The sequence below is a fragment of the Frigoribacterium sp. Leaf263 genome, assembly GCF_001422285.1.
In the GTDB taxonomy this organism is placed as follows: domain Bacteria; phylum Actinomycetota; class Actinomycetes; order Actinomycetales; family Microbacteriaceae; genus Frigoribacterium.
The window spans coordinates 1-13227 of record NZ_LMMO01000008.1 but is presented as its reverse complement, the minus strand read 5'-3'; the positions used below and the strand labels follow the sequence as shown (position 1 = coordinate 13227).

Genomic DNA, 13227 nt, shown 5'->3' with positions numbered 1-13227 from the left:
CGCCTCCTTCGTGCTCCCCGCCGTCGACTAGTCGACGCGGATCGTCATCATCCCCTGCTTGTTGCTCTGCAGCACCTGGATGGTCGTGCCCGACCCGGCGACCTCGACCGAGCCCTGCGGGTTCGACGCGTCGTAGTAGGCGAGCGGGTCGGTGTCGTCGAACATCGAGACCGCGGGCCGCGCCGGTGCCGTCAGGGTCAGCGAGGCGCCGCCGAGCTCACGGTGCAGCGTGATCGGGTCGGTCCGCTGGATGCCGAACGTCGAGTCGAAGCTCTGGATCCGGTTGCGGGCGATCGAGCCGTCCGACCAGGTGAGGGCCTTCGGGTTCGCGTCGACGGGCAGCGCCAGACCGGCACCCGGGTGCTGCGCGGTGTTGTTGTCCGACTGCGCGCTGTCCCAGTAGGTGATGCTGAGGCCGTCCTGATAAGGGAAGTGCTCGACGCGGTCGGGCTGCGACTCGAGCCAGCCGAAGTTGTACGGGCCCGTCCGCAGGGTGTCGTCGTAGCCGCCGTACTGACGGTTCTCGGCGAGGTAGAAGCGGGCGTTGCCCTTCTTGTCGAAGGGCAGCGTGACGACGACGGCCTGCGGCTTCTTCGTCGCGTGGAACGACGGGCCGATCTGGTGCGTGGACTTCGCCGCCTTCGGGCCGCCGACCGCGATCTCGTAGTCGAGCCAGCCGAGCTGCAGCTTCTCCCAGGCGCCCATCTGGTTCGGCGTCGTGCCGATCGCCCCGTCGCCGTGACCCAGCCACGAGCCCGAGCTCATCAGGGTCCAGAAGCCGGTGCCGTTCTCGCCCCCGCTCGTGTCGTACAGGTCGGGAAGACCGAGGTCGTGACCGTACTCGTGCGCGAAGACCCCGAGGCCGCCGTTCTCGGGTTCGGTCGTGTAGTCGCGCACCCAGAACTCGCTGTCGCCGATCTTCACGCCGCCGAACGGGTTGACCGCCGGGCCCGCCGTCCCCTCCGAGTCCTGACCGACCGCCCACCGGTGCGACCAGATCGCGCTCGAGTCGGCCCCCGCCTCCTCGCCTTCGCCGGCGTGGATGGCCTGGAAGTGGTCGATGTAGCCGTCGGCCTCGTCGAAGACGCCGTCGCCGTCGTAGTCGTAGCGGTCCCACCGGTCGAAGGTCTGCAGGTACTCGGTGATCTGCGCCGGGGTCCTGCCGCGGGAGATCTGGTCGTCGTACCAGGCGTCGGCGCTGTCCTGCACGAAGCGGGTCATGTCGGCCTGGCTCTCGGTCTCGCCGTAGCTCGCCGACGAGTACGGCACGGTGACCCAGTCGCTCACGTCGCCGTCGACGGTGTACCGGCCGCTCGACATCTCCTCGTAGACGCCCTTCAGCGACTCGCCCTGCGTGTCGAAGAACATGTCGAGGTAGTGGCCGCGGCTGAAGTCGTTCGTCCAGTAGGTGGAGTTGTCGTTCGCCGTGTCGGGCTTCGCGATCTCGTTGTGGATCGGGCCGGCCGGCGCGTCGGGGTAGCGGGGGTCGACCTCGTCGCCGAAGTCGATCAGGAACGACAGGATCTGGTCGCTCGACTCGACGCCGTACTGGGCCCATTGACCGGGCTTGATCTGGACCGACTGCGTGTCGCTGCGCGCGCTGCGCTGCTGAGGCTCGGCCTGACCGGTGACGACGCGCGCCACCGCCTCGCGGTTCAGCTCGCGCTGGGCCTCGGCCGCCGGGTCGGGGCGGTCGTCGCGGCTGCGCGGCGAGAGCTGGCCGTCCGCGCCGGGAGCCGAGGCGATCCCGCCCGTGACGCCGGATGCGGAGGAGCCTGCGGAGGGCGACGTCGGCGCGGCGACGGCCGGCGAGGCGAGCGAGGCGACGAGGAGCGACGCGAGCGCCGCACCCCCGATCGCGCTGATGTGGCGATTCTTCACGAAGTGGACCCCTGTCGTTCAACCGAGAAAACTCTTAGGGAGAACATAGGGAGCCGTGCACCCTGTGCACAGTGGGCACTTCTGGGGGCGAGCGTGTCCCCCGAACGAGGGTGCCGGGAGTCGAGGAGGCGCGGGCCGAGACGGTCAGCGGCCCGCGAGACCCCGCACCAGCGCCAGGGCGACGTCGGCGGACCGACCGGCCGTCAGCGCGAGGTTCTCGTCGTGCACGTCGTGGGCGTCGGGGCCCGCGAGATCGCTGATGCCCCGGACCGACACGAACGGCACCCGGTGCACGTGGCAGGTCTGCGCGATCGCCATGGACTCCATGTCGACGGCGTCGACGTCCACCACGTCGGCGAAGGCGCGGCGCACGCCGATGACCCGGTCGGCGGTCATGAACGCGTCGCTCGACGCGATGAGCCCGGGGCGGACGGCCCAGCCGCCGGGGGACGCGACCGACGCGCCGTACGCGAGCGCCGCCTCCATCAGAGCCTCGTCGGCGTGGAAGCTGGCCGGCATGCCCGGCACCTGGCCCAGGCGGTAGCCGAAGACCCGGGCGTCGGCGTCGAGGTTGACGTACTCGCCGCCGGCGACCACGTCGCCGATCCCGATGCCGTGACCCATGCCGGCCGCCGTGCCCGCGCTGACGACGGTGGGCACGACCCCCTCGAGGGCGCCCGCCCGGACGATCGCCGAGGTCGTGGCCCCGGCGGCGTTGACGAAGCCGATGCCGCCCTGCACGAGCAGCAGCTCGAGGCCGTCGATCTCGACGACGCGCTGCAGCGAGCCGCCGACCGCGACGGCGTCGTCGACCCTCGCGGCGCGGTCGACGAACGGCTGAGCCTCGTCGCTCATGGCCACGACGACGATGACCGGCGGGACGGCGGCTCCGTGGCTCATCGGGTGACGGTCGACCACTGGTCGCGGGCCGCGAGGAACCCGCGGGCGACCTCCTGCGCGGCCTCGAGCGAGTGGTTCGCGCCCCAGCCGCACTGCGTCTCGTTGGCCGCCGGCACCTCGGTCGCCGTCGTGATGTCGGTCAGCGTGCCCTCGACCAGCGCCATGACGTCGTCGATCTCGGGGGTGCCCTGCAGGATCAGGTAGAAGCCCGTCTGGCAGCCCATCGGCGAGAAGTCGATGACGTCGTTCGAGCGGTTGCGCGAATGCTCGGCGAAGAGGTGCTCGAGCGAGTGCACGGCGGGCATCTCGAGGTGCGCCTCGTTCGGCTGCGTGAAGCGCACGTCGAACTTGGTGATCGTGTCGCCCTTCGGCAGCGTCTTGTGGTCGGCGACGCGGATGTAGGGGGCCGCGACGGTGCGGTGGTCCAGGTTGAAGGACTCGACGTTCATCTTGGGCTGGGTCACGATGTCTCCTCTGCGCACGAGGCGCGGTCTCGGGTCGTCCGGCGGGCTGTTCTCGCCTCCGGGTGCAACGCCCGTACGAACCTAGGCCATTCCCGGGCACCGGGACCCGTCATGACGTCGCACTCAGGGGAGGATCGCGTCGACGTAGCCGCCGTCGACGCGGAGGGCGCCGCCCGTGGTCGCCGAGGCGAGACGCGAGCTGAGGTAGACGACCATGTTGGCCCTCATGAGGACATCCTCCCCCCGGGCGGGCTCAGCGGGTGCCGGGGCGCGGCCGGGGGACGACCATCGGCGTGCCGGTGAGGGGGTCGGGCACGACGAGGCAGGGCAGATCGAAGACCTCGGCCACGAGACGCTCGGTCAGCACGTCGGCGGGCGCACCCGTCGCGACGACGTCGCCGTCTCGCATGACGATCAGGTCGGTCGCGTAGCGCGCCGCCTGGTTCAGGTCGTGGAGCACCGCGACCACCGTGGTGCCCTGCGCGTGCAGTCGCGCGAAGAGGTCGAGCAGGTCGTACTGATGCGCGATGTCGAGGTAGGTGGTCGGCTCGTCGAGCAGCAGCACGGAGGTCTGCTGCGCCAGCGCCATGGCCACCCAGACGCGCTGCCGTTGACCCCCCGAGAGCTCATCGACGGGGACGTCGACGAGCTCGGCGAGATCGGTCTCGGCGAGCGCGGAGTCGACGGCCTCGCGGTCCGTCGCCGTCCACTGCCGGAACAGCCCCTGGTGCGGATAGCGGCCGCGGGCGACGAGTTCGGCCACCGTGATGCCCTCGGGCGCGGTCGAGGTCTGCGGCAGCAGGCCGACGAGGCGGGCGGCCTCCTTCGGCGGGACGGTCGCGAGGTCGCGCCCGTCGAGCAGAACCGACCCCGAGCGGGGCCTCAGGAGGCGCGCGAAGGCCCGCAGGAGCGTCGACTTCCCGCAGGCGTTCGGCCCGACGATCACCGTGAACGAGCCGTCGCGGACCACGGCGTCGACGGACTCGCTGACGGTGCGGCGGTCGTAGGCCAGATGCGCGGACCGGGCCTCGAGACGGACCGAAGCATCGGCCGCACCGCTCGCGGGCACCGCGCCTGCCGTGCCGGCCGTGGCTGCCGTGCCGGCCGTCGCTCCCGTGCCGGCCGTGTCGCCCATGTGATCGGTCATGCGGACCTCCGGCTCTCTCCGACGAGCAGCGTGATCAGGTAGACCCCGCCGATGACGAGTGTGACGAGCCCGACCGGCACCGGGCTCGAGGCGATGTGCTGGGCGACCAGGTCCGCGACGAGCAGCAGCACCGCTCCCGTCACCGCCCCGGCGACCAGGGGGACCCCGGCCGACCGGACGAGCCGCCGGGCGAGCTGAGGCGCGGCGAGCGCGACGAACGCGATCGGGCCCGTGCTCGCCGTCACGACCGCGGTCAGGGCGACCCCGACGACGACGACGGCGAGTCGCGAGCCCTCGGCCCGGAGCCCGTGCGAGCGCGCGGCGTCGTCGCCGAGCTCGAGCTGGCGCAGCGGGCGCGACAGGGCCACGACGAGCGGGGTCAGCACGGCGAGCAGCACGAGGGCGGGGACGAGCTGCGACCAGCCGACGAGCGCGAGCGATCCCGCACCCCAGAACGACGCGGTCAGGGCGACCTCGCTCTGGGCTCGGAGCAGCAGCCAGCTGTTGACCGAGTGCAGCAGCGCGGTCACGCCGATGCCGACGATGATCAGCCGGAGCCCCGGGACGCCCCCGCGGTAGGCCAGGAGGTACACGGCGAGCGCCGTGGCGAGCCCCCCGGCGAGAGCGCCGCCGGCGGTGCCGAGCGACGACGAGGCCCCCGACACGATCACGATGATCGCCCCGGTGTAGGCGCCGGTCGAGAACCCGATCACGTCGGGCGAGCCGAGGGGGTTGCGCGTCAGCGACTGGAAGATCGCGCCCGAGGCGCCGAGGGCGGCGCCGAACACGAGGGCGGCGAGCACCCGCGGCAGACGCCATTCGAGGACGATCGTCGACGCGAAGCCGTCGGTGCCGGTCAGGGCGCGGACGACCTCGAGGGGGCTGAGGGGGTAGTCGCCGATGCCGAGCGCGACGAGGGCGACCACGAGGGCGACCCCGGCGAGCGTCAGGGTCGCGACCCCGCGCCTCCTGGCCGTCGTCAGGCGCCGACCGCTCACGGCCGGGCCGCGCGCACCGGCGGTCATGCGCCGACCCCTCGTCGGCGTCGGGCGATCGCGATGAGCACCGGCGCCCCGACGGCGGCGGTGACGAGTCCGGCGGCCAGCTCGCCCGGAGGGGCGACGACCCGCCCGATCACATCGGCGAGCAGCAGCAGCGCGGGGCCGAGCAGGGCCGAGAGCCCGGTGATCCAGGGCTGACTCGGCCCGACCAGACCGCGGGCGGCGTGCGCCACGATCAGCCCCACGAACGCGATGGGACCGACCACGGCGGTCGCGCCTCCGGCGAGCAGGGTGACGACGATCAGCGAGACCAGCCGGACGGCCGGCACCGACACCCCCACCGACGAGGCGTGCTCGTCGCCGAGAGCGACGGCGTCGAGGGGACGGGCGGCGAGCAGGGCCACCACGAGCCCCGCGCCGACGAACGGCAGCACGGTGAGCACGGGCTCCCAGCCGCGGTCGGCGAGCGAGCCGACCTCCCAGGCGCGCACGGCGTCGAAGCGGCGCGGGTCGGCCAGCACGATCGACGAGGTGATGCCGGCGAGGACCGAGCCGAGCGCGAGACCGGCGAGGGTCAGACGGGCCGGGCCACCGCCTCCTCGGCCCGCTCCCCCGATGAGCGAGACCGCGACCGTCGCGAGACCGGCCCCGACCAGCGAGAACCAGACCCAGCCGCTCGCGGACGTCACCCCGAGGAACCCGACGGCGAGGGCCACCGCGAACGCGCTGCCGGAGGTGACGCCGAGGATGCCCGGGTCGGCCAGGGGATTGCGGGTCACGGCCTGCACGACGGCGCCGGCCACCCCGAGACCCGCTCCGGCGACGATGGCCGCGACGGTGCGGGGCAGACGGAGATCGAGCACCGCGACGGCGTCGGCGGTGTCACGCGACGTCGCGCCGACGAGGATCCGCACGACCTCGTCGAAGGCGACCGGACGGGCGCCGACCGCGAGGCCCAGGACGACGGCGACGACGAGGAGCGCGACGGCCGCTGCGAGCGCCGCGACCCGATTGCGTCGTCGTCGGAGCGCGCCGGCCGGCCGGGGGGCGCGGTCGACCCCGAGCGTCCGGGACATCGCCATGCGGATTAGCTTAGGCTAACCTCACCTCTTGGCCGCGCGGTCGAGCCGCTGCCGGCTGACGGCGGGGCGGACGACCCTCCGCCGACCGCCCCGCGGGTCGTCCGCATCACCCCGGTCGCCCACCTCGTCCTCCACCCCACCACCCCGATCTCCCTAGGAACCCATGCGCCGCACACTCCCCCTCGTCTCCGTCCTCGCCGTCGCCGCCCTGGCCCTCGCCGGATGCTCGGCCGACTCCGACTCCGACTCCGGCTCGGGCTCCGGCTCGGGCGGAGGAGGCGCCTCCGGCGGGTTCCCCGTCACGGTCGAGACGGCCTTCGGGGACGTCCGGATCGACGAGAAGCCGCAGCGCGTCGTCGCCCTCGGCTGGGGCGACGCCGAGACCGCTCTCGCCCTCGGCGTGCAGCCCGTCGGAGCGTCGGACTGGCTGGCCTTCGGCGAGGAGAACGACGGCGTCGGGCCGTGGGCGCAGGGCCTGTACGACACGTCGCCCGAGATCATCGGCACCCTGGAGCCCTCGTACGAGGCCATCGCCGCCCTCGAGCCCGACATCATCCTCGACACGAAGGGCTCGGGCGACCAGGAGCGCTACGACCGTCTGTCGAGCATCGCCACGACCATCGGCGTGCCCGAGGGCGGCGCGAACTACCTGACCGACTTCGAGGACCAGATGGACCTCGTCTCCACCGCCCTCGGCGAGGAGGCCGAAGGCGACCGGCTCGTCGAGCGGAGCGAGGCGGCCGTCGAGGCCACCGCCGACGCGCACCCCGAGTGGGACGACCTCACCGTCACCGCCGCCACGAAGACCAGCGAGGGCTGGGGCGCCTACATCGAGGGATCCGAGCGGGTCGACCTGCTCGAGGAGCTCGGCTTCGACCAGAACCCCGAGATCGCCGCCCTCACCCCGAACTCGAGCGGCTTCTCGGTCAGCATCTCGTCGGAGCAGCTCGACCTGATCGACGCCGACGTGATCGTGGCGTTCCCGATCTTCATCGACACCACCGAGATCACCGACGACCCCCAGTGGAAGCAGCTCGACGCGGTGACGGCCGGACACGACGTCGTCATCGACGGCGACATCTCGTCCGCCTACTCGCTCGGCACCTCGCTCGCCCGCGACTACGCCCTCGAGCAGCTGGTCCCGCTGCTCGAAGCGGCGACCACGCGATGACGACCGGGGACTCCGCGACCGGAGGGGCGGCGGTGACCGGCACCGCGCCTCCTCGGCGGCCGGCTCGGACGCAGCACGTCTTCGTCGTCGACCGGACCGAGCGGGTGTCGCCGCACCTCGTGCGCGTGCACCTCGGCGGGCCGGCCTTCGACGAGTTCGCCGACGCGGGCGGCGAGCAGCTCGCCGCGACCGACCGCTACGTGAAGCTCCTGCTGGCACGACCCGGACTCGGGCTGCAGCCGCCGTTCGACCTCGACGCCCTGCGCTCCGAGCTGTCGCCCGGCGACCTGCCCGTGCGGCGGACGTACACGATCCGGCTCGTCGATCGCGTCGCCCGCACCATCGCGATCGACTTCGTCGTGCACGGCGACGAGGGGGTCGCCGGCCCGTGGGCCCTCGCCGCGAGACCGGGCGACCGGCTCTCGATGTCGAGCCCCGGCGGACTCTGGTCTCCGAGCGACGACCCCGAGGTGGGGCATCTGCTGCTCGCCGACGACTCGGCCCTGCCCGCCGTGGCCTCGGCCCTCGAGTCGATGCCCGAGCACGCGCACGGGCTCGCCCTCGTCGAGGTCGACACCCCCGACGACGAGCTCGACCTCGCCCGCCCGTCGGGCGTCGAGCTCCGCTGGCTGCACCGACGAGGCGCCGCGACGCCCGGGTCGCTGCTGATCGCCGCCCTGCGCTCGCTCGAGACCCCCACGGGGCCGGTGACCGTCTTCGCCCATGGCGAGCGGGGAGCCATGAAGGAGGTGCGGGCCGTGCTGCAGGACGACTGGCGACTCGACCGCACCGTCCTCTCGCTGTCGGCCTACTGGGCCCTCGGACGCGCCGAGGATCGGTTCCAGGCCGAGAAGCGGGAGCCCGTCGGAGCGATCTTCACGGACTGATCCGACGGTCGTGGTGCGCGGACGGTCGGCGACAGGCGCAAGATATCTTCGTGCAGAATGTGCAGAACGACCTGATGTCGCCCGAGAAGAACGTCCAGCGGATCATGTGGACGGGGACCCTGTGGTTCATGGCCGCGGTGGGGAGCGTCGCCGTCGGGCTCGGCCTGCTGGTCTCGTCGGGCTGGCGACCGAGCGTGCTGCCCACCGGGCTCGCCGTGCTGTTCTGGGCCGCGTTCGGCCTCGTCGCCCTCAGCATCGGGCTGATCGGCTGGTCGGGCTGCCCCATCCTCGAGGTCGACGTGCCCACGGCGGACCGCAACAAGACGCTGACCATGCAGGGCGGCACGCTGTTCTTCATCGTCGGCATGACGGCGGCGACCGTCGCGGTGCTGCTCGGCCCGGCCTCGTGACGGCATGACCGTCGCGCCGGGCGCTGGCGACGATCGGCCGACCATCGGCCCGACGCCCGCGCCCGATCTGCACGTCATGACGTTCAATCTGCGGCGGCGGCTGCCCGCTCTGCGACCCGGCGGCCCCGATCGCTGGAGCCGGCGGGCCCCGCTGGTGGCGCGCCTCCTGGAGTCCGAGTCGCCCGCCGTCCTCGCCGTGCAGGAGGTCATGCCCGACCAGTCGGCGGAGCTCGCCGCGATGCTCGGCGACCGCTACACGGCGATCGGCAGCGGACGCGATCGCCGCCGCGGTGACGAACGGGTCGAGATCCACGTCGACGCCGAGCGGTCGAGCGTGCTCTCGTCGCGCATCTGGTGGATGTCGGATCGACCCGACGTGCCGGGGTCGCGCGGGCCGGGAGCGCTGTTCCCCCGCGTGGTCGTGCAGGTCGAGCTGTCCGACCGCGCGACCGGGGCGCGGTTCCATGTCATCGCCGTGCACGTCGACCCGTTCTCGCGTCGGGCCGGACTCGACTCGGCCCGTCGGCTGCGCGCCGTCGTGGAGGGTCTCGACGGCCCGGTCGTGGTGCTCGGCGACTTCAACGCCCGCGACGACTCCCCCTCGCACGACGAGCTGACCCGCGGGGGCCTCCTGGTCGACGCGCGGACGGCGGCCGACCACCTCGTCGACCCCGGGTGGGGCAGCTGGTCGCACTACGGCCCGCCGCGGCCCGGAGGCCGCCGACTCGACTGGATCCTCGTCAGCCCCGACGCCGAGGTCTCGACCGCCGGCGTGGGCGCCCCGCGCTACGGCGGGGCCGCCGCCTCCGACCACGACCCGGTGCACGCCGTGCTGCGCTGGCCGGCCGGGCGAGAGGCGGAACGTCCCCCGGAGGCGCGCTGACGGGGGACGGATCGGCAACGATCCGGCGTCGGAGTCCCCGTCGACTCGAACAGGGGGCCGTGCGGCCACCCCCGCATCACCTAGGTTCGGACCGACGCGCCCGCTCGAGGTGCACGACCGTTCCAGGGGGAACACGCATGCCCAGATCACACCGCCTCCGCTCGGGAGCCGGCGCCGCCGCGCTCGTCGCCGCGATGGTCCTCGCCCCGACCGCCGCCCTCGCCGCCGAGACGCCCACCGCCGAGGCTCCGACCGACGTCGTGAGCGTCGACCCCACGACGACCCCGGTCGCCGTGCCGACCGATCCGGGCACCGTCGCCCCGGCCGACCCCGCCGCCCCGGCCGACCCGGCCGCCGACGCCGGCGACACGACCGGCGGCACGGTCGTCGTCGGGCAGCGCCCCGCCGCCGCAGCACCCGCACCCGCCGCCACCCCGAGCGCCACGCCCGCGCCGAGCGCGACGCCCGCGCCGACCCCGTCGGCCACGCCGACGCCCACGCCCGGTTCGGTCGTCGTCGTGCCCGGCGAGGACTCGGAGCCGACGGTCGAGGTCTTCAGCTCCGTCGCCACGCCCGGCGAGACCGTGTCCGTCTACGCCTACGGCTTCGCGGACGACGACGCCGTCTCGGTCGACGTCACCGGCCCGGCCGTGACCCCGTCGACGTCGTTCACCGTCTACTCGTACGAGGAGGACTTCGTCTTCGACTCCGCGGGCGAGGTCTCCTTCGACATGGACATCCCCGAGGACCTCGACCTCGGCGTGATCACCGTCACCGTCTCCGATGCCAGTGGCGCTTCGGAGTCGGCCGAGATCGACGTGCGCGAGCGCGTCCCCGCCCCGACCCTCTCCGTCCCGACCGGCGCGACGGCCGGCATCGTGACCATCACCGGCGCGGACGCCGTCCCCGGGTCCGCGGCCGGCGTGCTGGTCGCCGACGGCGAGATCGTCGATCTCCTGGCGTCCTTCGACGAGGAGGACGCGGTGCGCGAGAGCGTCGCCGCGGCCTCGGGCGACACGGAGGACATCCCCTTCGACACCGCGCCCGTCGCCTACGACCCCGACGAGCAGGTCGCGGTCGCGATCGTCCCCGTGGCCGCCGACGGCACCTTCACCGCGCAGTTCATCCTGCCCGCGGGGGACTTCGCCGCGCTCTCGCAGCTCGTGCTCGACGACGAGCAGGCCTACTTCTCGGACTCGTCGGAGTTCGCGCCGTTCTCGGTCGCCGAGGCCGCAGCCGCCGAGCCGACCCCGAGCGCCACCACTCCCCCGGCCGTGGTGCCGGCGGGAGGCGGCACCACCGTGGTGCAGCGCCCGGACGGGACGCTGGCCTACACGGGCGCCGACCAGGGCCTCTGGATCGCCGGCGCCGCTGCGCTGCTGGCGCTCGGCACCGCGCTGGTCGCCGTTCCGCGCCTCCGTCGCCGCTTCGGCCGCTGAGTCCCCGCGACCGCTGAGTCGAGCCGACCCACTCCGCGCCGTCCCGCTCCTCGCGGCGACCCGACCGACCCGCTCGGTCGGGTCGCTGCGAGGTGAGGGCGGCGCGTCGTCGTCTCACGATCCGGGCACGATGCGGGCCGGGATCGGGCGCGACGCCGCGAGGGCGAGTCCAATGGACTCATGATCGACACGTTCGTGCAGCGCCCGACCCGCCCGATGGAGTGGGTGGCCGACGCCGTCCGCGCCCTGGCCGCGCTCAGCGTCGTGGTCGTCGGGATCGGCTGGGGGTTCGTCGAGATCGCCGTGCTGATGCTGGCCCTCGCCGCCGTGCTCGTCCCGAGGTTCCTCGGTGTGCGCGCCGGATTCGACGTCATGGTCGGCGTGACCGTGCTCGTCGCCGCCTGGAGCAGCGTGTTCGAGCTCTACACCCGCGTCGACGGGTGGGACATCGTCGTGCACGTCGCCCTGAACGGCGTGCTCGCCGCGCTGGCCGTCATCGTGGCGCAGCTCGTCGGCTTCCTGCCGTCGCACGGGCACCGCGCCGGTCTGATCGTCGCGACGGTCGCCGTCGGCCTCGCCACCGGGGTCCTCTGGGAGATCGGCGAGTGGTGGGGGCACAACATCGTGGACGACGCCATCTACGTCGGCTACGACGACACCCTCGGCGACCTGGTCTCGGGCGGCGCCGGCGCCCTCGTCGCGGGCCTCGCCCTGCCGTTCCTCACCGCACGGAGCCGGCTGCGCACCGCCGATCGTCCGCTCGGCGACGCCGCATCGACGACGCGGCACCCGGGCGCCTCCGTCAGCGGCTGACGTCGCGGGCGGACCCCTCGCGCTCGGTGCCGTCGCGGGGGCCGTCCCGCTGCTCGTCGCGACGGGCGCGATCGGCCGAGGCCGCGCCTCCTCGGGAGGATGCGGGAGGCGCGGCTCTCTCGTGCCGCGTCACCTCCGTCGGCAGGTGCCCCCCTCCTGAGACGACGTCGATCGCGTCGACCTTCCGCGTCAACCCGAGACGCCGGAACAGACCGGCCGGATCGGCCCGCAGCCAGCGCCACCAGGGCCGCCCGTCGACGCCGTGCACCGAGAAGGAGTGCAGCGCGCGGTAGGTCCGCAGCCAGGGGTCGTTGCGGACGCTCAGGGGCCGGGCGGAGATGCCGGTGACCACGTCGTGCCGATAGGCGATGCGCCCCTGCCCGGCGAGCTGGAGATCACCGAGGTGCACGGCCAGATCCATGTCGTCGTGGAGCATGACGTCGTGACGGTGCACCACGTCGCGCACCCGCAGCCAGGCGGAACGGCGCATCATCATCGTCGATCCGAAGAGCGGCCAGTGCGCGAGCCCCGCCCCGACGATCAGGTGGTACGCGCCCACGTAGAACGTCGACAGAGCGGCACCGGTCAGGATCGGAGCGTCGTAGAAGCGGGCGTTCGTGCTGACGGCCAGCACGTCGTCGTCGCTCTCGAAGGTCGCGACGAGCTCGGCCACCCAGTGGCGCGGCAGGACGCTGTCCGCATCGCAGCGACCGATCAGATCGGCCGTCGTCGAGTCGTACCCCGTGCTCGACGCGGCCGCGATGCCGACCTCGGACTCGGTGACGACCCGGGCGCCGTGACGGAGGGCGACCTCGACGGTGTCGTCGGTGCTGCCGTTGTCGACCACGACGACCTCGTCGGGGACGCGGGTCTGCCGCGCCAGCGACCTCAGGCACGCGTCGAGCAGGGCGCCATCGTCTCGAACGGGGACGACGACGCAGACGAGCACCCGCCCAGTCAACCCCGTCGGAGGCGATCCGGGGCGAGCGCCGCGCGGTGGCCGCCCGACCTCGGGCCGTCTGACCCGGGCGAACCGGGGCGGCCGGTCGCGGGCGGGTACGGGAAAACCCCACCCTGCCGGCCTGGTGAGGGCTGGCGGGGTGGGGTTCCACCGGGAACAGGGGTCCCGGCACGGGGCCGGGGCCCCTG

13 protein-coding genes are annotated in these 13227 nt (G+C 73.4%); 6 read left to right on the top strand and 7 right to left on the bottom strand.

Going from position 1 to position 13227, the window contains the following annotated elements; all coding sequences use genetic code 11:
- Positions 1-27: 27 nt before the first annotated feature.
- The 6 genes from ASF17_RS14570 to ASF17_RS14545 form a co-directional block, all read right to left on the bottom strand.
- Entirely contained in the window at positions 28-1881 is a 1854-nt protein-coding gene (locus ASF17_RS14570) for an immune inhibitor A domain-containing protein (RefSeq protein WP_082475436.1), read from the bottom strand.
- A gap of 144 nt (positions 1882-2025) precedes the next feature.
- Positions 2026-2781 carry a 5'-methylthioadenosine/S-adenosylhomocysteine nucleosidase gene (mtnN, locus tag ASF17_RS14565; protein WP_055801956.1) on the bottom strand — a complete coding sequence of 252 codons (756 nt, stop codon included), beginning with the start codon at positions 2779-2781 and terminating at the stop codon, positions 2026-2028.
- The gene (locus ASF17_RS14560) at positions 2778-3230 is read right to left on the bottom strand and encodes an S-ribosylhomocysteine lyase (protein WP_055801953.1); all 453 of its coding nucleotides are present in this window, start codon (positions 3228-3230) and stop codon (positions 2778-2780) included. The genes mtnN and ASF17_RS14560 overlap by 4 nt, the downstream gene beginning before the upstream one ends.
- Before the next feature lie 268 nt (positions 3231-3498).
- Positions 3499-4392, bottom strand: a complete 894-nt coding sequence (locus ASF17_RS14555; RefSeq protein WP_082475435.1) for an ABC transporter ATP-binding protein — start codon at positions 4390-4392, stop codon at positions 3499-3501.
- Positions 4389-5417, bottom strand: a complete 1029-nt coding sequence (locus ASF17_RS14550) for a FecCD family ABC transporter permease (protein ID WP_082475434.1) — start codon at positions 5415-5417, stop codon at positions 4389-4391. Before ASF17_RS14550 ends, ASF17_RS14555 begins: the two co-directional genes overlap by 4 nt.
- Complete coding sequence (locus ASF17_RS14545; protein WP_156357464.1) at positions 5414-6475, bottom strand: FecCD family ABC transporter permease; 1062 nt, start codon at positions 6473-6475, stop codon at positions 5414-5416. The genes ASF17_RS14550 and ASF17_RS14545 overlap by 4 nt, the downstream gene beginning before the upstream one ends.
- 163 nt (positions 6476-6638) lie before the next feature.
- Between ASF17_RS14545 and ASF17_RS14540 the strand changes: the two genes are divergently transcribed.
- From ASF17_RS14540 to ASF17_RS14515, 6 genes are all read left to right on the top strand, one after another.
- Positions 6639-7646, top strand: coding sequence for an iron-siderophore ABC transporter substrate-binding protein (locus ASF17_RS14540; RefSeq protein ID WP_055801823.1), 1008 nt, complete (start codon positions 6639-6641; stop codon positions 7644-7646).
- A gap of 32 nt (positions 7647-7678) precedes the next feature.
- On the top strand, positions 7679-8533 hold the full coding sequence (locus ASF17_RS14535; protein ID WP_235476669.1) for a siderophore-interacting protein: 855 nt from the start codon (positions 7679-7681) through the stop codon (positions 8531-8533).
- A gap of 50 nt (positions 8534-8583) precedes the next feature.
- Complete coding sequence (locus ASF17_RS14530) at positions 8584-8943, top strand: hypothetical protein (protein ID WP_156357463.1); 360 nt, start codon at positions 8584-8586, stop codon at positions 8941-8943.
- A 4-nt stretch (positions 8944-8947) separates the two neighbouring features.
- A complete protein-coding gene (locus ASF17_RS14525) occupies positions 8948-9826 on the top strand; it encodes an endonuclease/exonuclease/phosphatase family protein (protein WP_055801814.1) in 879 nt (292 codons plus the stop codon).
- Positions 9827-9963: 137 nt separating this feature from the next.
- Complete coding sequence (locus ASF17_RS14520; RefSeq protein ID WP_055801810.1) at positions 9964-11265, top strand: hypothetical protein; 1302 nt, start codon at positions 9964-9966, stop codon at positions 11263-11265.
- A 180-nt stretch (positions 11266-11445) separates the two neighbouring features.
- Complete coding sequence (locus ASF17_RS14515; RefSeq protein ID WP_055801807.1) at positions 11446-12078, top strand: hypothetical protein; 633 nt, start codon at positions 11446-11448, stop codon at positions 12076-12078.
- Here the strand turns inward: ASF17_RS14515 and ASF17_RS14510 are convergent.
- Positions 12068-13027, bottom strand: a complete 960-nt coding sequence (locus ASF17_RS14510) for a glycosyltransferase family A protein (protein ID WP_055801805.1) — start codon at positions 13025-13027, stop codon at positions 12068-12070. The two genes, ASF17_RS14515 and ASF17_RS14510, sit on opposite strands and share 11 nt — an antisense overlap.
- Between the last annotated feature and the right edge of the window lie 200 nt (positions 13028-13227).

What these genes read in the sequence shown, in the direction of transcription:
- mtnN (WP_055801956.1), bottom strand. Translation starts at nt 2,781, where the DNA reads ATGAGCCACGGAGCCGCCGTCCCGCCGGTCATCGTCGTCGTGGCCATG.
- ASF17_RS14550 (WP_082475434.1), bottom strand. Translation starts at nt 5,417, where the DNA reads ATGACCGCCGGTGCGCGCGGCCCGGCCGTGAGCGGTCGGCGCCTGACG.
- ASF17_RS14555 (WP_082475435.1), bottom strand. Translation starts at nt 4,392, where the DNA reads ATGACCGATCACATGGGCGACACGGCCGGCACGGGAGCGACGGCCGGC.
- ASF17_RS14545 (WP_156357464.1), bottom strand. Translation starts at nt 6,475, where the DNA reads ATGGCGATGTCCCGGACGCTCGGGGTCGACCGCGCCCCCCGGCCGGCC.
- ASF17_RS14515 (WP_055801807.1), top strand. Translation starts at nt 11,446, where the DNA reads ATGATCGACACGTTCGTGCAGCGCCCGACCCGCCCGATGGAGTGGGTG.
- ASF17_RS14560 (WP_055801953.1), bottom strand. Translation starts at nt 3,230, where the DNA reads ATGAACGTCGAGTCCTTCAACCTGGACCACCGCACCGTCGCGGCCCCC.
- ASF17_RS14540 (WP_055801823.1), top strand. Translation starts at nt 6,639, where the DNA reads ATGCGCCGCACACTCCCCCTCGTCTCCGTCCTCGCCGTCGCCGCCCTG.
- ASF17_RS14520 (WP_055801810.1), top strand. Translation starts at nt 9,964, where the DNA reads ATGCCCAGATCACACCGCCTCCGCTCGGGAGCCGGCGCCGCCGCGCTC.
- ASF17_RS14525 (WP_055801814.1), top strand. Translation starts at nt 8,948, where the DNA reads ATGACCGTCGCGCCGGGCGCTGGCGACGATCGGCCGACCATCGGCCCG.